Here is a 19,398-nt window from a genome sequence, read left to right as displayed (position 1 = left end):
CAGCGAGGCGGGTTGGGAAACGAAAAAACTCTATGTGTGGTTCGAGGCAGTCATCGGGTACCTCTCCGCTCCAATTGAGTGGAGTCAGGTATCGGGTCAGAAAGATGCGTGGCGTGAGTGGTGGATCAATCCACAGGCGAAACAATTCCACTTTATTGGCAAGGATAATATTTTCTTCCATACTTCGTTGTGGCCTGCCGAGTTGATGGGCGTCGGCAGCACGTTCATGGAATTCTTTGCACCCGAAGAAGAAGGCGGAAAGTTGATCCTGCCGTATGATGTGCCCGCCAATCAATTTATGAATCTCGAAGGCAAGAAGATCAGCGGTTCACGCGGATGGGCGGTCTGGGGACGTGATGCGTTGACCCGTTTTGACCCTGATGCGATCCGCTATTACCTGACCGTCAACATGCCCGAAAGCAAGGACAGCGATTGGGATTGGAAAGAGTTTGTGGCGCGCAATAATAACGAACTGGTGGGCGACGTGGGCAACCTCGCGATCGTGTACTGGCGTTTTGTTATAAGAACTGGGATGGGCAAGTGCCTTCATTTGAAACGGGCGGGGACGAGCCGCCGCCCCTACGCCCCGCGGACCTGGAACTGCTTGCCACCATTGAAAATGGATTCAACACTGTAGGCGCGGAACTCGATGCGGTGCGTCTGCGATCTGCGTTAGGTGAAGCCATGAAACTCGCCACGGTGGTCAATCAGTATCTCGATGTCAACGCGCCGTGGTCCGCCATCAAAGTGGACAAGGACGGCGCATCGAAAACCATTTACACTGCGCTCAAAGCCATTGATTCGCTTAAGGTGATGTTCGCTCCGTTCCTGCCGTTCACCTGCGAAAAATTGCACGGCTTCTTCAATTACGAAACTCCACTCTTCGGCGAGCAATACACCGAGACGGTCAAAGACTCGCTCGGCGAGCATACGGTGTTGAGATATAAACCTGTAGAAGGCTTACAGTGGAAACCAAGCGAATTGAAACCAGGTGCAAAGTTGAATCAACCTGGTCCGCTGTTCAAGAAGTTGGAAGAGATCGTTTCGGTGGAAGAACGAGCAAGATTAGGAAAATAAACCAAAAAATCGGATGTCGAGATGACATCCGATTTTGTTTTACACGTAGGGGCAGGCCTTGTGCCTGCCCCTTGCCCTATTCCTGATTTTCTTCCCCTTATTTTCTGCCCCCTGTGCCTGTCTCTTGTTTTCGGAGATGTTCATATCAAGGGCGGTCATAAAGAGGGCAGCCATAAAGGCCGCCCCTACGTGATCATATTTTTTTAAATTTCGGGTTTTCTTCATCCTCATCCCAATCAGCAGGATTGGATTGAATGTAATCGCGGATGCGTTCCAAATCGGCTTCATCACGGACAATGTGCTCATAATAATTTCTTTACCAAAGACGCTTATAGAATCGCGTCCAATTTTTATTATCCACACCGAGGATGTATTCATGGGTGGTAATGGATTTGAACGCCCCAACGATGTCACCCAATGTAGGGGCAGGCCTCGTGCCTGCCTTATTTTCGGAGTCAAGGGCGGCCATAAAGGCCGCCCCTACGACAATAATCCCGTGGAAATGATTGGGCATGGTTTGATATACATCCAATTCAACATTGGAAAATCTTTCGAGCAGGGCATTCCATTGTCCTTCGATCATCTTCCCTGCATCGTTTAATTCCATTTCGTAATTGACAATTTTTCCAAAAAGACATTCCCGATTCTGTACATTGATCGTGACGTAATAAGCCCCAGCCTGGGAATAATCATAGTCCTTCAAGCGAATCGATCGGCGGTGATGTTTTTGCGGGTCAAATTTCATTTGCGGTTTCCCCGAATATAAGATGGTCATCAAATTATACGGCAAGATTTACGTAAATTTTACATCGCAATAACAAATCATACATCGTCCGATTTTATAATCACTAAAAAATCAAACTGGAGAATATGATGCATAAAATTTCAAAAACACTGTCCGTTTTACTGGTTATATTTTTATTTCTGACCAGCGCCTGCAAAGCAATATTTCACGCAACAATGACGGCTCGTTCACCGTGGAGACAACCATCACCCAGCAGGAATTACAGGAAGCGATCAGCGCCGCGATCGCGGATCCGCTGGTACAGGATTTACAGGTTACTCTTCAATCAGGATATGTATCGGTCATCGGAACTCGTCAACGGTTGAATGACGCAAGCAAAACAGATGCATTAAGTTTTCGCCTTGATTTAAGTGTGAGCAACGGTCAATTAATTGCGTCGGTTTCAGATGCTCAAATTGACAACACTCCCCTCGATCAGGCCCGCGTGGACAATTGGAATCAAACCATTGCAAACCGTCTGTCAAAGATCGGGCAAAGGAATGAAAATAGCACACTGCAATCCATTAGCGTCACACCTGAAATTGTCACCATGACCTGGAATGTAGTCAGACAGTAGATCTCTTGCAAAAGCAAGTCGGTATAAATCAATTTGTGTCTTCGAGATTATCCTATAAGTTATCGTAAGAAAAGCGGCGGTTGATCTTTATACCGTCGCTTTTCTTCGGTCTGGGATCAGGAATAGCAAAAAACCAAACAACCTCAGACCGGAGCTCACCCACAATGCGCCGCCGAGACCGATATGATCCGCGAGCCAGGTGCCGATCAACGGGGCGGCAATGGCCGAAAGATATTGCATGGACTGTGCCAACGAGACGAAGGTCGCGCCATATTCCGGTGGAACTGTTTTCATCAATTCATCGAAGAAGACCAGATCAAGCCCCGCCTGGAAGAGTCCCGCAATGGCGGCGTAAAGAATGATGAGCGGCACTTGCGGAGTGGCGGCAGTCAGCGCGGGATAGAAGATCATGCCGAAGGTGGTGGCAAGCAGCACGAAGCGTCCGCCGTATTTGCGGGATGACCAGGGCCAGAGAAAGTATCCTGCGAGCATGACAATCGTCATCGCCATGGTGATCGTGCCGATCTGCGAGTCGGTCGCTTTCACTTCACGGACAAGAAACAAGGGCATAATGGGCGCACTTAACGTAATGGCGGAATAGTAAACGAATTTTTTTGTAGCGAAGGAAACAAAAGCTGGTTCGCGGCGAATTAGGGAGAAATAATTTCGGACTGAATCAAATGCCGATGAGGATGGAGCAAGCATGGGCGGAGTCTGATCCGGGAGTTTAATCTGCTTTGAAAAATAATAGCTGATCAATCCGCCAATGGATAATCCGAAAAACATCATTTCATAATTACGCGGGAATTCAATCAGGTCGATCATGCGCGTGACGAAAAAAGTCATCACCACACTGGTCAACCCGAAGATCGCCCAGCGGCGGCTGAGCAAGGCATAGCGTCCTTCCGGGCCTGCAACTGCGTTCATTACTACCGAGAAGGCAACGGCCAGCGCGGTTTGCGGAAGTGTAGCGAAAGCCCAAATAGCAAGCGTGGCAATCACTGCGTACTCTTTGGAAAGGATGAATGTGAGCAAACCGGTCAATGCATAACACGAGATGACCAGCAGACGCGAAAGGCTGTACCACGGCACAATATTTTTACGCGTTTGTAAAAATCGTCCAACGACAAGCGCAAGGATCAAGCCGGTAATGCCCGGCATGGATGTAAGCAAACCTACTTGAAAATTGCTTGCACCGAGACGGGTAAGAAAAACCGGAAGGAAAGGCGCGGCGACATTTGAAATGCTGACGCCAACGGCATCAATTTGCACGTAACGAAAATTATGTTTTTGAATTTCCTGTGATTCGGGTGTGTTTGTCATAAGAGTTTGGGCGGCGAAAAAGAATTATAACGCTCAATGAAAATAGTAAAATACAGACATGATCAATATCCTCCCCATTCAACCGCACCAAATCACAGAAGCCAAGTATCTGATCTCTGCCGTTGCGCAGCGCATCTTTGTGCCGGAAAAAACGGTACAGGAGTTTTATGATATTCTTGAAGAAGAAGGCGAACTGCGTGACATGGATCATTTCGAGCAAGCTTACGTAAAAAATCGCGGATTGCTTTTGGTTGTAATGGATGACGATCAATTAATCGGCACAGGCGGAATAAAAAAACTTGAAGAGAAAATCGCCGAGCTAAAACGCATCTGGCTGCTCGAAGAATATCACGGGCAAAAGATCGGTTATCAAGTGGTGATGCATTTATTGAATTTCGCGCGTACACAAGGCTATGAAAAAGTACGTTTGCAAACCGGAGAACAGCAGGAACGAGCCGTTCGTTTTTATACGCAGCTGGGTTTTTATCCAATTCCCAGCTATCAGGAAAGCATGGATAACATTTCGATGGAACTGAATCTTTAAATTTACGGGAACTTAAATCGAATGGGATCGTCTCAATCATAGGAGAAAATTATGAAATCACCCGCATTCAAATTATTTACATCTGTCATCACATTCAGCATGATGCTCGGCGCCTGTTCACCTTCGGCATCGTTGAATATGGCCGAATCAAACAAAAGCCGCAAAACAAATCTGACAATTGCCGGAGACGATCTCATCACACTCGTGGATGGGAATAACGCCTTCGCGCTGGATATTTATAACGCGCTTCACTCCGAAAGCGGAAACTTGATCCTGTCTCCGTATAGCATTTCCCTCGCTCTGGCAATGACGTATGCCGGCGCACGCGGCGAAACCGAATCTCAAATGGCACAGGTTTTACACTTCGCGCCGCAGGAACAATTGCATCCGGCATTGAATATGCTTGATCTCGCGCTGCAAAAAGAATCCATTCAAATGGATCAGACACAGGAACCGTTAAAACTCAAGATTGCGAATGCTGTCTGGGCCGAACAGACCACCCCCTTCCAAACAGATTTTCTGGATGTCATCGCGGTCAATTATGGCGCGGGAATCCATCTTGCAGATTTTATTAATCAAGCAGAATCTGCGCGTATGACCATTAATAACTGGGTCAGCGGCCAAACCGAAGACAGGATCAACGACCTGCTTCCAAAGGATTCAGTCGGCACAGACACGCGCATGGTGCTGGTCAACGCCATTTATTTCAAAGCAGACTGGCTGACCTAATTTGACGCGAACTTAACCAACGATATGCCCTTCTATTTAACAGACGGCTCGGAAGTCACTGCAAAAATGATGCAAAAAGAAATGTCCGGCGTCCCATATATGCAAGGACAGGGCTATCAAGCTGTGGAACTCGCCTATGCCGGTGAAACCGCCGCCATGGATATTTTCATCCCTGATGCCGGAAATTTTGAAGCCTTTGAGGCTGCCTTCAATCAGGAAACCCTGAATGAAACCCTGAATGAAATGCAGCCTGTTTCGATTGCGCTCGGAATGCCAAAATTTGAATTCAGCAAAGACTTTGGCGTATCAGACGCGCTCAAACAATTGGGCATAAGCGACGCCTTTGACAGCGCCCGCGCCGATTTCTCTGGCATGACCGGCAACAAAGAGTTATACATCGGCAATGTCATTCACAAAGCCTTCGTGGCCGTGAATGAGGAAGGCACAGAAGCTGCCGCCGCAACTGCCGTCATCATGGAAGGCAGAAGCGCACCAAGATATGATGTCTTATTACAAATTGACCGCCCCTTCATTTTCGTGATCCGCGACACGGTCAATGGGCAGATATTATTTATCGGGCGCGTATTAAATCCTGTGGAGTAATTTTTTAGAGGGGCGGGAGAATCCCGCCCCTCTAAAATTTATTTAATTTGATTCAACCACTCAGGCAACTGACGGAATAATTCACGCATCACGGTCTTTGTCCGCTCATGGAATAATTCGAGATTTCCATAGGCTTCTCCCCCGTCACCACCCACCAGATCACTTACCGCGCGCAAAATTAATACGCGCGTATTATTTTTTTGCGCCACCCATGCAATTGCCCCCGATTCCCAATCAGCGGCAACGGCGTCATATTTTTCGATCAGCATGGGGATATCTTCCACGATAATGTCACGATCAGCCGAAACCAAAAGGCCACGGACAGCAGGCAATTGCTCATGATTGATCCACGAGAGATCAATATCCGTTGCATAGTATTCAACCGCCTCTGCACCGTCTCCCATCTGCTCAATGATGTCGTAGACCAAAGTCCGCTCAACGAGAATGATCGTCCCGGTTTCAATGCGGCCTGTAAATCCGCCGCAGGTTCCCAAATTCACCAGGAGATCAGGGTTGAAATGATCGATCACATATTGCGCAGTGGCCGCCGCAGAAATTTTTCCCCATCCGCCATGAAACAATGTTACCCGTTGAACGTTCAATGTTATTTCTGCAAATTCACCATAGGGTGAAACTTGAATTTCAAGAGTTGGATACAGTTCCTTCACCACACGCCATTCGGCATTGGCTGAAATGATAATAACCGTGTTCATGCAAGTTTCCCCTCAAGATAATCAATAACAAATTGAAGCGCAGCCTCGGACGAATGATGTTTATTGTATACGCGGTCACCCTCCCAAATAAAGTGACGCGCCCATTCCCCAGTATTGGTAGCCAGTCCCAGCCAGGTGGAGCCAACAGGCTTATCCGGCGTGCCACCAGATGGGCCTGCGATCCCGCTCACAGATACGCCAATATCCGTGCCGAGTAATTTACGCGCGCCACGCGCCATTTCCAGCACAGTTTCCTTACTCACAGCGCCATGCGCGTTGAGCGTATCCCATGAAACACCGAGCAGCTTAACCTTTGCCTCATAAGCATAAGCCACCACACCGCCCGGAAAGAACTCTGAAGAGCCTGAAACATTTGTGATCCGATCTGAAACCAAGCCGCCGGTGCATGATTCAGCGGTGGCAAGTGTCATACCACGTACATGCATATATTCGCGCAATATTTCTTCAAGCATGATTGTCATTAAAGTCTCCTTGCAATTCGTTGCATTATACTATCGGGTATAATTTGCAAATGTCAAATTGGAATGGAAAAACTCTGGGAAAAGTCAAAATCGGCGAGTTGATCGCGCGCGGCGGCATGGCCGAAGTCTATCTCGGCGAGCATACAACGCTTAATCGCAAAGTTGCCGTAAAAATTATGCGCGACCATGTAGACTCTGACCCGGAAAACCATATCCGCTTTGAACGTGAAGCGCAGGTTGTTGCGGGGCTTCGTCACCCAAATATCATTCAGGTATTCGATTATGAACTGGTGGACGGGCAGCCCTGTCTGATCATGGAATTGGTATCAGGCGCATCGCTTGGAAATTATTTAAAAGCCCTGCACAAACGTGAAGAAAAACTCCCCCTAAATACCATTGCCCACATTCTATCTTTGCTCGCATCTGCCATTGATTACGCCCATCAACAAAATATTATTCATCGGGATATAAAACCCGCCAATGTGCTGCTGCGTTCAGCAAGCGGACCTGTCAACCCCGATCAACCTTTACCAGCGGATGTGGAACCGATTCTGACTGACTTTGGGCTGGTTCGCCTTCTTGATTCATCCATCCAAACCTCAACAGGGACCGTCTCCGGCACGCCATCCTATATGAGTCCCGAACAGGCTCGCGGCGATAAAGTGGATGCCAAAACAGATATCTACTCGCTGGGTGTGATGCTCTACGAAATGCTGGCCGGCACCGTGCCCTTTGAAGCGGAATCATCCTTCGGCATCTTGATGAAACACCTAAACGATCCCCCGCCGCCCATTTCCGGGATTTCATCTGACCTGCAAGCGATTATCAACCGAGCACTTGCAAAAGACTCCAAAGTCCGTTATTCATCTGCAAAAGAAATGGCCGATGAATTTATTGCAGTATTCAACGGGCAGACAATATCTGCACATACCTCAAATCTGGCAAAACTATCACAAAAGAACAATTCCAAAGCAAAACAAACAGGACAGCTATCATGGATCGGGATCGGAATTGGCGCACTGGTTTTAAGTATATTGGGCTTCGCCGCGTTCCGCTTCTGGATCTCACCCGCATTAAATAATAATCAGCCTGTCGGCCGCGTTTCATATCTCGATCAAAATGGATTGATGGATAAAGCAACCATTATGATCTCTGATCTTCCTGCGCCAAAAGCCGGCACGCATTACGAAGTATGGTATCTCGCGCAAGGCGGAGAGAGACGCCGCAATGTCGGTGTTATCGAAATCGACAAAAATAATCAGGGACAGTTGATCTTTACTGATCCAAATCAGGAAAATATTCTGGCGTTTTTTGACCAACTTGAAGTTACGGTTGAACCGGATAATGATCCCAACCCTGATGAATCTTCAGGCGAGGTTGCGGCATCCTCCATATTTCCTCCGCTTGCATTAATCCATGTACGGCACTTGCTTGTGTCATTTCACGACGCACCGGAAGGCATCGCTCTGATTCAAGGACTATGGGGTTCAGTGGATACGTTATACGGAACCACCGATGAATTACAAAATGCATTTATAAACAATGATGAAAAACTTTTTCGCAGCCGGAATGAAGAGATCATCAACCTGATCGCAGGAAGTGCGAACAAAGACCTGTATCGCGATTGGAATGAGAATGGCATGATTGACGATTCCAGCGATGGATTTGGTCTGCTCCATAACGGTCAACCGGGATACGCAGATCAGGGCTATATTAAACAGACAATCTCACACGCAAACTTTGCGGCGCAATCTGCTGATGCCACCGAAAGTATAAAAATTCATAGCGCGCATGTGGTTATTTGCGGAGAGAATATGACGGGCTGGTCTGAGCAATTGCTTGAAAAAGCCTTGCAGCTGCAAGAGATGCCCTTTGGCGCTGATATGCAGCCGGTCATTGCGGAAATAATAATACTCTCCAACCAAATAGTTTCCGGGGTAGACTCTAACGGGAATGAACTGATCGAACCGGTACTTGGCGAAGGCGGCGCCACCACCGCCTACGAACATGCCTATTACATGGCCGAAATGCCGCTCCTGCCGGGCATACATCGCATCCCACCGCCTGCGGTGCCAGGCAAGTAAATAGATTTGACCTCTTGCATAAGTAAAGCGTTGTAGACCACAAAGTCACAAAGACACTAAGTCACTAAGTAAGTTTTTCCTTTGAGTCTTCGAGACTTTGTACCTTTGTGGTAAAAAATGGACTTATGCAAGGGTTCTATTATAAAAATACATCCCGCTTGTACAAGCGGGATGTATTTTTATTGGCAGAAATTAATAATTTACGGAGCAAAACCCTGAAGCCCCTGAGTATACCCAATGTATGCACCGTAGGCGGCATTTCCGCAGCCCAGCAGCAGGCTAAGCCCGCACAATGCAATACCGATGATGGCTAATGTTTTTTGAGACGGGTCCTTCAATCCCATAACGCCAAGAACAAGCCCCACGAAAGCAAGGGGAATGCCGCAGATCGGTAAAAACCACGCGCATAAATTAATCACTCCCAATACAAGCGAAGCGATTGCCATGATCTTTTCATTTCCACCACCGGATTTGACAGGTTGGTTTGATACAGGATTATTTGAGTACGAGGGTTCCATTATAGATATCTCCTTTAAGATTGGTTTAAATACATTGTAAATTCAAAATAAAAAAAGTCAAACAGGACATTGGGGGCATAACGCCTGATTACAGCGCCGTTTGAAGGCTTTGATTAATCTCGCTAAACATATCTCCGGCGGTTGGCCCCAGGATCATCAAAACACCTGTGATCAATACAAGAACGCATTCCCCCTTGAATTTTTATTAAAAAAGTCAGAATTATAAAAGTCAACAGGAAATTGGGAGCAGGTTATTTTGGTTGCCTGCTGTAAATTATTCCTGCAGTTTTCTAATTTATAATAGCCGCCGATGAACATCTCTGAGAAACTACAGGGCATTCTTGCCACGCTACCTGCCAAGCCGGGCTGTTATATCTATCGCAATGCCGAAGGGACGATCATTTACGTCGGCAAGGCCATCAGCTTGAAGAATCGCGTGCGCTCTTATTTCCACTCGGATTCGAGTCACGATGCGAAGACACGCCGCCTGGTGCGTGATATTGTGGATATCGAATGGATCGTGGTCGGCTCGGAGCTTGAGGCGTTAATTCTTGAGATGAACCTTATCAAGAAGCATCGCCCCAAATACAACATCCGCCTCAAGGACGACAAGCGTTACCCGTATATCAAAGTCCACTGGAACGAGCCGTTTCCCAGAGTGACCGTCACCCGCCAAATGGACGAGGACGGCTCGCGTTATTTTGGTCCATACACATCGGCCTGGGCGGTCTATCAGACTTTGGAAGCGCTGCGCCGCATCTTCCCCTACCTGACCTGTGACCGTGAAATTACCGGACTCGACAAACGCGCGTGTCTTTACTTTGACATCAAGCTGTGTACGGCCCCCTGTATCGGAGCCATCGACCAGGCAGGATACCGCCAAATGATCTCCGACTTTATGGAGTTTCTCGGCGGACACAGTGAAGAGATCGTTTCGCGCCTCGAAGCTGAGATGCTAAAGGCCTCTGAAGAAATGCGTTTCGAAAAGGCGGCAGCAGTCCGCGATCAATTGAAAGCAGTCAGCTCGATCATTGAAAGACAGAAGATCGTTTTCGCCACCGATTACAAAGACTCGGACGTGCTGGCAATGGCCCGCTCTGACGGTGAAGCCTGTGTGCAGATCTTCTTCATCCGCGGCGGGAAGTTGATCGGGCGCGAATATTTTATTCTTGAAGGCACCGAAGATACCGACAATCAGGAAGTGATGACCGAGTTCGTCAAACAGTTTTACACTGAGGCCGCGAATATTCCCGAGCAGGTGATGATCCCTGAAGAAATACAAGTGGAGGAAGCGAAGATCATCGGGCAGTGGCTCAGATCCAAGCGCGGCGGACAGAAAGTGGAATTGATGGTGCCGAAGGATGGACAGCCGCATGACCTGGTAGAAATGGCTGCTGAGAACGCATCTGAAACTTTGCAGGCTTTGCGCGCCCAATGGCAGGCCGATGCCCACAAGCAGGAACAGGCACTCGGCGAGTTACAGTCTGCATTGAAACTATCAGCGCCGCCTAACCGGATTGAATGTTATGATGTCAGTCACACACAGGGCGTGGCGACTGTGGGCGCGATGATCGTCTTTGAGCAGGGCACGCCTGCCAAGAACCTGTATCGCAAGTTCAACATTGACAGCACCAGCATCGGCGCACCCGATGATTTTGCGTCGATGGAGGAAATGCTCACGCGTAGATTCAAAAGGTGGCGGGCTGCTCAGGAGACAGAAGCAGGCCCGGGGTCGAAGCCTGATGCGTCTTTTTCCTTCCTGCCTGATCTGATCATTATCGACGGCGGCAAAGGTCAGCTGGGACGTGTGGTCAAAGTCCTCGAAGAATTTGACCTGTTCGATAAAGTGCCGGTGGTGGGCGTCGCCAAGCAGGAGGAGGAAATTTTCTTCCCGCATAATAGTGTGCCGTTACTGCTCCCCCGCCATTCGCAGGGACTGTATCTGGTGCAAAGCATCCGCGACGAAGCGCATCGTTATGGCATCACCGCGCACCGCGCCCGAAGATCAAAACAGGGACTGGCCTCGCAGTTGGATTCCGTCCCCGGTATTGGGCCAACACGCAGAAAAGCGCTCTTGAAACATTTCGGTTCCATGGATAAGATTAAAGAAGCATCTCTTGAAGAATTAGCCGCAGTCAAAGGTATGAGCGGGAGTGCGGCGGAAAGTGTGAAGGCACATCTGGAATGAAAACAATCTGGATCGTTGATGATGATGAAGAAATGGGGCGGGCGGTTAGTTTGATGCTCAAACTGCTGGAATGTGAAACTAGGTATTTTTTTAATCCGCGTTTGGCGGCGCAGGCTTTGCTGGCCGGCGGGCGCCCCGATTTGATGGTACTGGATATCAACATGCCGGAAGTCAGCGGATTGGATATGCTTGAGTTTTTGCGCCGCCGCAAAGAGTGGAAGGACCTGCCGGTCATCATGCTTTCCTCTGAAGCCGCAGACGTCATGGTGGATAAAGCCATGCAGCTCGGCGCAGACGGATACGTGATGAAGCCTGTTACAATTGAAGAACTTGAAAAGGTGATGTCGCAAGCCTTTTACAACCATATCATTAAGTGAGTATAAACATGCCTGGAAAATCCTCAAAAAACAAGAAACAAACCAAGTCCCCTGAAACCACCCAGAACCGCACAGCGCAGATCATCTTTGCGATCTTTGCGCTCATTTTGATCCTATCCATGGTGCTCTCCTCAGTCGCAAATTACTAGCGTAGTTTCTGTTGGTATAATTTCGCCCGCGCGGCTTTAAGCCGCGTTTTCTTTCGCATATTTTTATTATAGAAAAACGGATAAACCATGCTCGACAAATTACAAGCAATCGAAGAACGCTACGAACAACTGGGCGAGGAATTGCTCGATGTGACCATTAACTATCAACGCGCCGGCGAAGTCAACAAGGAGCGCGTGGACCTTGAGCCGCTCATCATGAAGGCGCGTGAATATCGTCAGGCCATGAAAAGCCGCGATGAGGCCAAAGCTCTCATTATTTCAGAAAATGATTCAGAAATGATCGCGCTGGCCAAAGCGGATATTGAAGACCTTGATCCAAAGATCGAAGTATTGGAAAAGGAAATTAAGAGTCTGCTTGTGCCGAAGGATCCGCGCGATGACAGAAACGTCATCTTTGAAATCCGCGCCGGCGCCGGCGGTGACGAAGCCGCCATTTTTGCGGCGGACCTTTTCCGCATGTATACACGCTACGTGGAAGGCAATCGTTGGAAGGTTGAACTCATGTCTGAAAGCGCCATTGGTGTTGGCGGCTTTAAAGAAGTGATCTTTGAAGTGAAAGGCAAGGGTGCGTATTCCCGATTGAAATATGAATCGGGCGTGCATCGTGTGCAGCGTGTGCCGGCCACCGAATCTCAGGGACGCATCCATACTTCCACAGCCACAGTCACCGTGCTGGCTGAAGTGGACGATGTGGAAGTGGACATTCCTGAAACCGATATCATTATCGAAGTCTATCGCTCCTCAGGCGCCGGCGGACAGAACGTGCAGAAGAACTCCACGGCCGTGCGTTTGTATCACAAACCCACCGGCATGATCGTCACCTGTCAGGATGAACGCTCGCAATTGCAAAATAAATTACGCGCCTTGAGCATTTTGCGCGCGCGTTTGTATGAGATCGAAGAACAAAAACGCCGTGCCGAACTCGAAGCAGACCGCCGCTCACAAGTCGGCTCGGGTGACCGCTCGGAGAAGATCCGCACATATAATTATCCGCAAAGCCGCGTGACCGATCATCGCATCGGATATTCAAGCTATAACCTGCCCTCAGTCATGGACGGCTCGATCGATCAATTCATCGACCAACTCTCCACCCAGGATGAAGCCGAAAAACTGGCTTCCACGGGCATGGATGACGACGAATAAAAAGAACGTAGTATCCATTATCGCCACAGAGATCATTGAGGACACAGAGATTTTTTACCGAATCTCCAGATTCTCTCTGGCCTCTGTGGTAATTATTTAATGTAAATAACGGGCCCATCCCCCTCCCTCGGGAAACTTTTAAAAAATTCTTGTCCATATGGTTTTTTTTTTAAAAAACACAAAAAACAAAAAAAAGGGAGGAAGAAGGGCCCCTTGAAAGAAACCCCCCCAAAACCTGGGGTGAGCCGCCTTCCTCCGGGGTAAATCTTTAAAAAAATTTTTTTCCCTACGCTAAATAACCATCAGGAGAAAATCATGAACGACAACCCTGCATTCGGCGCCGGACTCCAACCTTTTATGGGTATTCCATCATTTATGCGTTTGCCCGTCACACGCGAATTAAAAAATATAGATGCGGCCATCATGGGCGTCCCCTACGATAGCGCCGTCTCTTATCGGAGCGGAATCCGCTTCGGGCCAAGAAAGATCCGCGAAATGTCGCTTCTGCTTTGGGGACATAATTCCACACTGAATGTCACTCCCTTGAAGGAACTCAATGTTGTAGATTACGGCGACGTTTCCGTCATCCCCACTTCCATTGAACACACCATGGCCGCCATCACAAAAATGGCTGGTGAAATTATTGAGACCGGAACCAAACTTATAACCCTCGGCGGCGATCATTCCATCGCGCTGCCGCTGCTGCGTGCCCATGCAAAAAAACACGGCCCCGTTTCCCTCGTCCACATTGATGCGCACATTGACACATGGGAATCAGAATTTGACGCCGTCCCCTACAGCCACGGCACACCCTTCCGTTACGCATTACAGGAAGGACTGATCCGCAAAGACGAATACATGCAGATCGGCATCCGCGGACCGCTGAGCGGCGCGAACGATTATGCCGAAGCCAAAGAACTTGGCGCGCGGACCGTTACTATTCACGAAGTGATGGAAAAAGGCGTAAAGGAAATTCTCAAGGAAGTACATGAGCGCATGACAGGTCCGGTCTACGTCACCGTGGATATTGACTCGGCAGACCCCGCCTACGCTCCCGGCACAGGCACACCCGAAGTCGGCGGACTTTCCAGTTATCAACTGCTGCAACTCGTCCGCGGATTGCACGGCCTCGACCTGATCGGCTTCGACCTCGTCGAAGTCTCGCCGCCCTTCGACCACGCCGACATCACCGCCATCCTCGCCTCAAACATCGTCTTTGAGTATCTCTCCCTGCTCGCAATCAAAGAAAAAAAATGAACGCCGGAGAACTGCTCAAACAACTCAATTCAAAACTTAAAAAACGATTCCACAGAACTGGACGCGCAGCTCATCCTCGCCCACGTGCTGGGACATCCACGCACGTGGCTGCTCGCCCATTTGGATGCGCATCTCACCCCGCCGCAAATTGAATCAACAACCCAAACATTCGACGAATACCAGGCAGGCACTCCCCTGCCATACATCCTCGGCCACTGGGATTTCTTCGGCCTCGAATTTGACATCACCAAAGATGTGCTCATCCCGCGCCCTGAAACAGAAATGCTTGTTGAAAATGCAATAGACTGGCTGCGCACCCATCCCGAAAAAAGAACCATCGCAGACATCGGCACAGGCTCCGGCGCGATCGCGATCACCCTCGCCCTGCAAATTCCAGATGCGCACATCCTCGCCACAGATATTTCACCTGCCGCATTGCAAGTGGCAAAACACAACGCCGAAAAATTCAACGTGCAGGATAAAATCGAATTTATGGAATGTGACCTGCTTCCTCCTTCCTCCTTCATCATTCCTCATTCCTCATTTGATCTTATTTGCTCCAACCCGCCCTACATCCCGACCGGCACATTGCATCAGCTCCCCATCTTTGGCCGCGAACCCACCCTCGCCCTCGATGGCGGCACAGACGGACTCAACGCCTACCGCAGACTCTTCAAACTCGCACCCGATTGGCTTGCCCCGCACGGAATGATCCTGCTTGAAACTGAAGCCACCATCGGTGTGCACGTCCTCAGCCTGGCCTACGACTCATTTTCCAATGTCGCCATCCATTTACATCAAGACCTTGCCGGACACGACCGTCTGGTACAGATCCAATTTCATTCATAGTAAACCGGACAGTGAAATAATCCGATAAGTACGATATATTTATTCAATTGCAGGCAAAGTTGCACGTATGATGGAAACTCCAAATCAACACCCAAAAAAATGGTGGGATCACTTCGCCGGAATGGTGAATATCCAAACCACCGATCCTGATGTAGAACGCAAAGGAAAAATACTTGCGCTCTATATCATGCTGCTCTTTGGGATCGTTGTATACATACTCATTAACAACATATATGTTATTGCTGTATATAAAATCCCCGAATATGACCTCTACCTGATCCAGGATATCGTCACATTCATCCCCCTGCTTCTCTTTTGGAAATTAAATCAAAAGGGATATGTAACCCTCACCGCGTATAGTGCAGTCCTCTTTTCAATTCTCGCCGCCGTTCTGGGAAGCGAGACAAAGTTCATGGAATATCTGATGGTAGTCTTTGCCCTGCCCATCGGCATTTCCAGTTTTGTCATCAAACCATCCAGTTCAATTTTCTTCGCCCTGCTTACCGCAATTGCATACACCATATCCAGTATTCTCGAAGGCTATATCTGGGAATACAACCTAACTGCCATCATCGCATTGTTCAGCCTTGCCATCATGACCTGGGCGATAGCACATCAACTTGAACAAACGCAGCAAAAAAATGATGCGCTAGTCCGCACTCTTCGAAAATCCAACCGGGATATTAAAGACGCCTATGAGACCACTCTCGAAGGATGGTCACACGCACTTGAGATCCGCGATCACGAAACAGAAGGTCACACCCAGCGCGTCACAGACTTCACGACTCGCATCGCCATCAAAATGGGCTTTAGCGAAGAACAATTGATCCAGATCCACAGAGGCGCTTTGCTGCACGACATTGGCAAACTTGGCATCCCCGATGTGATCCTGCACAAACCGGGCCCATTAACAGATGCCGAAATGGCAACCATGCGCACGCACACACAGATCGCCTACAACCTGCTCTACCCCATTGAATATCTGCGTCCGGCACTCACCATTCCCACTTACCACCATGAAAAATGGGACGGCACCGGCTATCCGCACGGCACCAAAGGAAACGACATTCCGCTCGAAGCGCGCATCTTCGCCGTCATTGATGTCTATGATGCGCTTTCCTACGACCGCCCCTATCGCAAAGCATGGACCAAAGAAAAAGTCATCGAATATATTAAATCCGAATCTGGAAAACATTTCGACCCCGATGTGGTGAAAATCTTTCTCCAGGAAATTATAAAAGATGGAAACTAAAATCATCCCCGCGGTAGAGATAGAACACGCGCTTGGCATTCTCCAAAGCAGCGGCATCATCGCCTTCCCTACCGATACCGTTTACGGCCTCGGCGCACTGGTCTTCAATCAAAACGCCATCGAAAACATCTACCCCGCGAAAAACCGTCCGATTGAAAAGGCCATTCCCATTTTGATCGGAGACTTAAGCGACCTCGATCAGATTGCAGTCGATATCCCAAACATGGCTCTCCGTTTCGCCGCCCGCTTCTGGCCCGGACCTCTAACCTGCATCGTCCCCAAAAAGCATACTCTCCCTTTGGCAGTTTCTGCCACACCCACCGTCGCAGTCCGTATTCCAGACCACCCAGATGCGCGTGCCCTGCTCCGCGCCGCCGGCCCCATGGCGGTCACTTCTGCTAACATCTCAGGCCAGCCAAGCCCCACCACCGCACAGGATGTATACGATCAACTCAATGGCCACATCCCATTAATTTTAGACGGCGGCACAACCCCCGGCGGAATCCCATCCACGCTGGTTGATTGCACGGGAGAAAAACCGGTTATTCTGCGTGAAGGTCCGATCACACTGGCAGAGTTACTGGCGGCACTAAAAGACTTCGGAAGTCTTTTATGAGTCGTTTTAATCGTGAAGCCTCCAGGCAGACTTCCGAAGTCTGCCCAAAAACGCACCAATTCTCTTATCGAATTCTTAATCAAGCTTCAGGAAAAACTTAAGTGCCATATCTATAATAGCAATACATTCTCCTAATGTGAAGCGCGGATCGACTTGGGCAAGTCGGTCCGCGCTTTGCGCTTAATGGGGAATATGAAGAATTTATCTGCCGACTTGTGATAACGGCCAGGTTGGCAGCACATCAAGATTCAATTCTGAAACATGGCCGAGTGCGTAGCGGTGATAACCCGCCGATGCGATCATGGCGGCGTTATCGGTGCATAAAGATAAGGGCGGAATGTGAACCGGGAATTCAGTCTGCGCTCTGAAGGTCTGGCGCAGCAAACGATTGGCAGAGACGCCGCCCGCGACCAGTATTTCCTTTGCGCCAAATTCTCGCGCTGCATTCATGGTCTTCTTGAAAAGCACATCCACTACCGCTTTTTGGAAGGAAGCCGCCAGATCAGAGACAGGCAATGAATTGCTCTTCTTTTTCAGCTCACGCACTTCATACATAACAGAAGTCTTCAATCCGCTAAATGAAAAGTCCCATGTGCCATCCAGCCAGGCGCGCGGAAATTTAAATCGATTCGGGTCACCCTCTTCAGCCGCGATCTGAATGGACGGCCCGCCCGGGTAGCCAAGCTCCAACAGCCGGGCAACTTTGTCGAAGGCCTCACCAGCCGCATCGTCCAGAGTTGATCCGAGCCGTTGATACGTCAAATGATCGGTCATGAGATTCAGTTCGCTATGTCCGCCAGATACCAGCAAAGCCATCAAGGGGAATTGCGGCGCAGCAGGGACGACATCTCCGGCATCATGCACCCAGGCCGAATATAAATGCCCTTCAAGATGATTGACGCCCACCAGCGGCAACCCTGAGCCCAGCGCCAGCCCCTTGGCCATGTTCATGCCAACGACCAGCGAGCCCGCGAGGCCGGGGCCTTGTGTGACGGCCAGCGCATCAATATCTTTAAGGGTAAGATGCGCCTGCGCGAGCGCCTGCTCCACTACCGGCATGATACTCAAGACATGCTGACGCGAAGCCACTTCGGGAAACACGCCGCCGTAACGCGCATGGATCTCCATTTGCGACGCGACAACAGAAGATAAAAGCGCGCGTCCATTTTCAATGATGGCGCAGGCAGTTTCATCACAAGAGGTTTCAACAGCAAGGATACGGGCGGGTTTTAAGTCGGTCATTGGATTCCAGTTATTAGTAATCAGTATTAGTTATTTGTTATAAAAACAAGTCATAGATGTCTTAAAAAAGAGTTGGGACTGTTCAAAAAATCCTTCGTTAATTTCACGTGCTCAAGTTCGTCATATTGTACCCGTTTCACTTCGCCGCGATCAAAACTCAAGATCTCCGCATCTGGAAAGGCCAGAATGATCGGTGAATGTGTGGCAATAATGAATTGCGAATTCTGTTCGACCATCTGTTTGAGCGCGGAAATAAAAGTCAACTGGCGCATGGGAGAAAGCGCAGCTTCGGGTTCATCGAGTAGATATAATCCGCCGGGAACAAAACGCGCTTGAAACAAGGCCATAAAACTTTCACCGTGCGAACTTTGATCGAGCTTATCACCATAACGCTGTTGAATGGCAGAGAGTTCATTTTTATAAGGCAGGCTTGCCAATGCGGCGGCATATTGCGAGCGGTCTTTATACTCATGCTTTACATCGTTTAAATCCTGCTGAAACTCATCCTGAGTCTGACGCATTTGTTTGGCGTATCCAAAAAAATCTTCGGCGCGCAGGAAAAATCCTTTATGAGTGCGCTTGTGCCACGCAAGGCGGAAATATTGAGCCAGCCTGCGCACCGCCGCCAGTGACTTATCTTTCTTAACGCTTTCACTGCCCACCGTAATAGACTCAATCGCGCAAGCCAGCGTTTCAAGCACGGTGGATTTGCCCGAGCCATTCTCTCCCACAAAAAATGTGACTGGTGCTGAGAATTCCATTCCACGCAGAGATTTGATCACTTCCAGATTGAATGGAAATAAATCAGCATCCTGCTCTTGAAATTCACGTACCGTGACAGATTTTAGATGAAGCATGGCAAATTTGCGA

The 19,398-nt window shown here is 49.0% G+C and carries 21 protein-coding genes and 1 pseudogene; 14 read left to right on the top strand and 8 right to left on the bottom strand.

Annotated features, from left to right (window positions below):
• Window positions 1-637: class I tRNA ligase family protein (locus tag IPL71_RS21905; protein WP_345325339.1), on the top strand; the 637-nt coding region annotated here is incomplete at its 5' end.
• Window positions 541-1,077 (top strand): class I tRNA ligase family protein, encoded by a 537-nt coding sequence (locus tag IPL71_RS21900; RefSeq protein WP_345325337.1) that lies wholly within the window; start codon window positions 541-543, stop codon window positions 1,075-1,077. The genes IPL71_RS21905 and IPL71_RS21900, both read left to right, overlap by 97 nt.
• Before the next feature lie 39 nt (window positions 1,078-1,116).
• Here IPL71_RS21900 and IPL71_RS21895 read toward each other — a convergent pair whose 3' ends face one another.
• Together IPL71_RS21895 and IPL71_RS21890 are read right to left on the bottom strand one after the other, a co-directional pair.
• Complete coding sequence (locus IPL71_RS21895; RefSeq protein WP_345325336.1) at window positions 1,117-1,383, bottom strand: hypothetical protein; 267 nt, start codon at window positions 1,381-1,383, stop codon at window positions 1,117-1,119.
• A gap of 10 nt (window positions 1,384-1,393) precedes the next feature.
• Window positions 1,394-1,822 (bottom strand): transposase, encoded by a 429-nt coding sequence (locus tag IPL71_RS21890; protein WP_345325334.1) that lies wholly within the window; start codon window positions 1,820-1,822, stop codon window positions 1,394-1,396.
• A 232-nt stretch (window positions 1,823-2,054) separates the two neighbouring features.
• On the opposite strand from IPL71_RS21890, the gene IPL71_RS21885 reads away from it, so the two are divergent.
• Complete coding sequence (locus IPL71_RS21885; protein WP_345325332.1) at window positions 2,055-2,438, top strand: hypothetical protein; 384 nt, start codon at window positions 2,055-2,057, stop codon at window positions 2,436-2,438.
• Window positions 2,439-2,525: 87 nt separating this feature from the next.
• Here the strand turns inward: IPL71_RS21885 and IPL71_RS21880 are convergent, their stop codons facing one another.
• Window positions 2,526-3,761 carry an MFS transporter gene (locus IPL71_RS21880; protein ID WP_345325330.1) on the bottom strand — a complete coding sequence of 412 codons (1,236 nt, stop codon included), beginning with the start codon at window positions 3,759-3,761 and terminating at the stop codon, window positions 2,526-2,528.
• A 58-nt stretch (window positions 3,762-3,819) separates the two neighbouring features.
• Between IPL71_RS21880 and IPL71_RS21875 the strand changes: the two genes are divergently transcribed.
• Window positions 3,820-4,305 (top strand): GNAT family N-acetyltransferase, encoded by a 486-nt coding sequence (locus tag IPL71_RS21875; protein WP_345325328.1) that lies wholly within the window; start codon window positions 3,820-3,822, stop codon window positions 4,303-4,305.
• A gap of 51 nt (window positions 4,306-4,356) precedes the next feature.
• Window positions 4,357-5,637, top strand: a pseudogene (locus tag IPL71_RS21870) (serpin family protein).
• A gap of 38 nt (window positions 5,638-5,675) precedes the next feature.
• Here IPL71_RS21870 and IPL71_RS21865 read toward each other — a convergent pair.
• Both IPL71_RS21865 and IPL71_RS21860 read right to left on the bottom strand, forming a co-directional pair.
• Window positions 5,676-6,350, bottom strand: a complete 675-nt coding sequence (locus tag IPL71_RS21865) for a 5'-methylthioadenosine/S-adenosylhomocysteine nucleosidase family protein (protein WP_345325326.1) — start codon at window positions 6,348-6,350, stop codon at window positions 5,676-5,678.
• Window positions 6,347-6,832 carry a CinA family protein gene (locus IPL71_RS21860; protein ID WP_345325324.1) on the bottom strand — a complete coding sequence of 162 codons (486 nt, stop codon included), beginning with the start codon at window positions 6,830-6,832 and terminating at the stop codon, window positions 6,347-6,349. Before IPL71_RS21860 ends, IPL71_RS21865 begins: the two co-directional genes overlap by 4 nt.
• 50 nt (window positions 6,833-6,882) lie before the next feature.
• Between IPL71_RS21860 and IPL71_RS21855 the strand changes: the two genes are divergently transcribed.
• On the top strand, window positions 6,883-8,916 hold the full coding sequence (locus IPL71_RS21855) for a serine/threonine protein kinase (protein WP_345325323.1): 2,034 nt from the start codon (window positions 6,883-6,885) through the stop codon (window positions 8,914-8,916).
• 200 nt (window positions 8,917-9,116) lie between these two features.
• Here IPL71_RS21855 and IPL71_RS21850 read toward each other — a convergent pair whose 3' ends face one another.
• Entirely contained in the window at window positions 9,117-9,434 is a 318-nt protein-coding gene (locus tag IPL71_RS21850; protein ID WP_345325321.1) for a hypothetical protein, read from the bottom strand.
• Between the two features lie 310 nt (window positions 9,435-9,744).
• Here IPL71_RS21850 and uvrC point away from each other — a divergent pair, with 310 nt between their 5' ends.
• From uvrC to IPL71_RS21810, 8 genes are all read left to right on the top strand, one after another.
• Window positions 9,745-11,622 (top strand): excinuclease ABC subunit UvrC, encoded by a 1,878-nt coding sequence (uvrC, locus tag IPL71_RS21845; protein ID WP_345325319.1) that lies wholly within the window; start codon window positions 9,745-9,747, stop codon window positions 11,620-11,622.
• Window positions 11,619-11,999: a response regulator gene (locus tag IPL71_RS21840; protein ID WP_345325318.1), complete on the top strand. Its 381-nt coding sequence runs from the start codon at window positions 11,619-11,621 to the stop codon at window positions 11,997-11,999. The genes uvrC and IPL71_RS21840 overlap by 4 nt, the downstream gene beginning before the upstream one ends.
• An 8-nt stretch (window positions 12,000-12,007) precedes the next feature.
• A complete protein-coding gene (locus tag IPL71_RS21835; protein WP_345325316.1) occupies window positions 12,008-12,148 on the top strand; it encodes a hypothetical protein in 141 nt (46 codons plus the stop codon).
• Between the two features lie 87 nt (window positions 12,149-12,235).
• On the top strand, window positions 12,236-13,312 hold the full coding sequence (gene prfA / locus IPL71_RS21830; protein ID WP_345325314.1) for a peptide chain release factor 1: 1,077 nt from the start codon (window positions 12,236-12,238) through the stop codon (window positions 13,310-13,312).
• A gap of 315 nt (window positions 13,313-13,627) precedes the next feature.
• Complete coding sequence (gene speB / locus IPL71_RS21825; protein WP_345325312.1) at window positions 13,628-14,569, top strand: agmatinase; 942 nt, start codon at window positions 13,628-13,630, stop codon at window positions 14,567-14,569.
• Between the two features lie 27 nt (window positions 14,570-14,596).
• The gene (gene prmC, locus IPL71_RS21820; RefSeq protein ID WP_345325342.1) at window positions 14,597-15,418 is read left to right on the top strand and encodes a peptide chain release factor N(5)-glutamine methyltransferase; all 822 of its coding nucleotides are present in this window, start codon (window positions 14,597-14,599) and stop codon (window positions 15,416-15,418) included.
• Between the two features lie 67 nt (window positions 15,419-15,485).
• The gene (locus IPL71_RS21815) at window positions 15,486-16,670 is read left to right on the top strand and encodes an HD domain-containing phosphohydrolase (RefSeq protein WP_345325310.1); all 1,185 of its coding nucleotides are present in this window, start codon (window positions 15,486-15,488) and stop codon (window positions 16,668-16,670) included.
• The gene (locus IPL71_RS21810; protein WP_345325308.1) at window positions 16,660-17,286 is read left to right on the top strand and encodes an L-threonylcarbamoyladenylate synthase; all 627 of its coding nucleotides are present in this window, start codon (window positions 16,660-16,662) and stop codon (window positions 17,284-17,286) included. The genes IPL71_RS21815 and IPL71_RS21810 overlap by 11 nt, the downstream gene beginning before the upstream one ends.
• Before the next feature lie 201 nt (window positions 17,287-17,487).
• On the opposite strand, the gene tsaD is transcribed toward IPL71_RS21810, so the two are convergent.
• Together tsaD and IPL71_RS21800 are read right to left on the bottom strand one after the other, a co-directional pair.
• The gene (gene tsaD, locus IPL71_RS21805; RefSeq protein WP_345325306.1) at window positions 17,488-18,528 is read right to left on the bottom strand and encodes a tRNA (adenosine(37)-N6)-threonylcarbamoyltransferase complex transferase subunit TsaD; all 1,041 of its coding nucleotides are present in this window, start codon (window positions 18,526-18,528) and stop codon (window positions 17,488-17,490) included.
• A gap of 50 nt (window positions 18,529-18,578) precedes the next feature.
• Window positions 18,579-19,385, bottom strand: a complete 807-nt coding sequence (locus IPL71_RS21800) for an AAA family ATPase (protein WP_345325305.1) — start codon at window positions 19,383-19,385, stop codon at window positions 18,579-18,581.
• Window positions 19,386-19,398 lie beyond the last annotated feature (13 nt).

It is taken from the genome of Candidatus Villigracilis proximus, assembly GCF_016717045.1.
GTDB lineage: Bacteria > Chloroflexota > Anaerolineae > Anaerolineales > Villigracilaceae > Villigracilis > Villigracilis proximus.
Note: the sequence above shows the minus strand (reverse complement) of the source record. Positions and strands in the feature narration are given on the sequence as shown.

Bases quoted from the DNA above. Each gene is read 5' to 3' on its own strand.
- IPL71_RS21895 (WP_345325336.1), bottom strand. From the start codon at position 1,383: ATGAGCACATTGTCCGTGATGAAGCCGATTTGGAACGCATCCGCGATT.
- IPL71_RS21890 (WP_345325334.1), bottom strand. From the start codon at position 1,822: ATGAAATTTGACCCGCAAAAACATCACCGCCGATCGATTCGCTTGAAG.
- IPL71_RS21880 (WP_345325330.1), bottom strand. From the start codon at position 3,761: ATGACAAACACACCCGAATCACAGGAAATTCAAAAACATAATTTTCGT.
- IPL71_RS21875 (WP_345325328.1), top strand. From the start codon at position 3,820: ATGATCAATATCCTCCCCATTCAACCGCACCAAATCACAGAAGCCAAG.
- IPL71_RS21865 (WP_345325326.1), bottom strand. From the start codon at position 6,350: ATGAACACGGTTATTATCATTTCAGCCAATGCCGAATGGCGTGTGGTG.
- IPL71_RS21860 (WP_345325324.1), bottom strand. From the start codon at position 6,832: ATGACAATCATGCTTGAAGAAATATTGCGCGAATATATGCATGTACGT.
- IPL71_RS21855 (WP_345325323.1), top strand. From the start codon at position 6,883: ATGTCAAATTGGAATGGAAAAACTCTGGGAAAAGTCAAAATCGGCGAG.
- IPL71_RS21850 (WP_345325321.1), bottom strand. From the start codon at position 9,434: ATGGAACCCTCGTACTCAAATAATCCTGTATCAAACCAACCTGTCAAA.
- uvrC (WP_345325319.1), top strand. From the start codon at position 9,745: ATGAACATCTCTGAGAAACTACAGGGCATTCTTGCCACGCTACCTGCC.
- IPL71_RS21840 (WP_345325318.1), top strand. From the start codon at position 11,619: ATGAAAACAATCTGGATCGTTGATGATGATGAAGAAATGGGGCGGGCG.
- IPL71_RS21835 (WP_345325316.1), top strand. From the start codon at position 12,008: ATGCCTGGAAAATCCTCAAAAAACAAGAAACAAACCAAGTCCCCTGAA.
- prfA (WP_345325314.1), top strand. From the start codon at position 12,236: ATGCTCGACAAATTACAAGCAATCGAAGAACGCTACGAACAACTGGGC.
- speB (WP_345325312.1), top strand. From the start codon at position 13,628: ATGAACGACAACCCTGCATTCGGCGCCGGACTCCAACCTTTTATGGGT.
- IPL71_RS21815 (WP_345325310.1), top strand. From the start codon at position 15,486: ATGATGGAAACTCCAAATCAACACCCAAAAAAATGGTGGGATCACTTC.
- IPL71_RS21810 (WP_345325308.1), top strand. From the start codon at position 16,660: ATGGAAACTAAAATCATCCCCGCGGTAGAGATAGAACACGCGCTTGGC.
- tsaD (WP_345325306.1), bottom strand. From the start codon at position 18,528: ATGACCGACTTAAAACCCGCCCGTATCCTTGCTGTTGAAACCTCTTGT.
- IPL71_RS21800 (WP_345325305.1), bottom strand. From the start codon at position 19,385: ATGCTTCATCTAAAATCTGTCACGGTACGTGAATTTCAAGAGCAGGAT.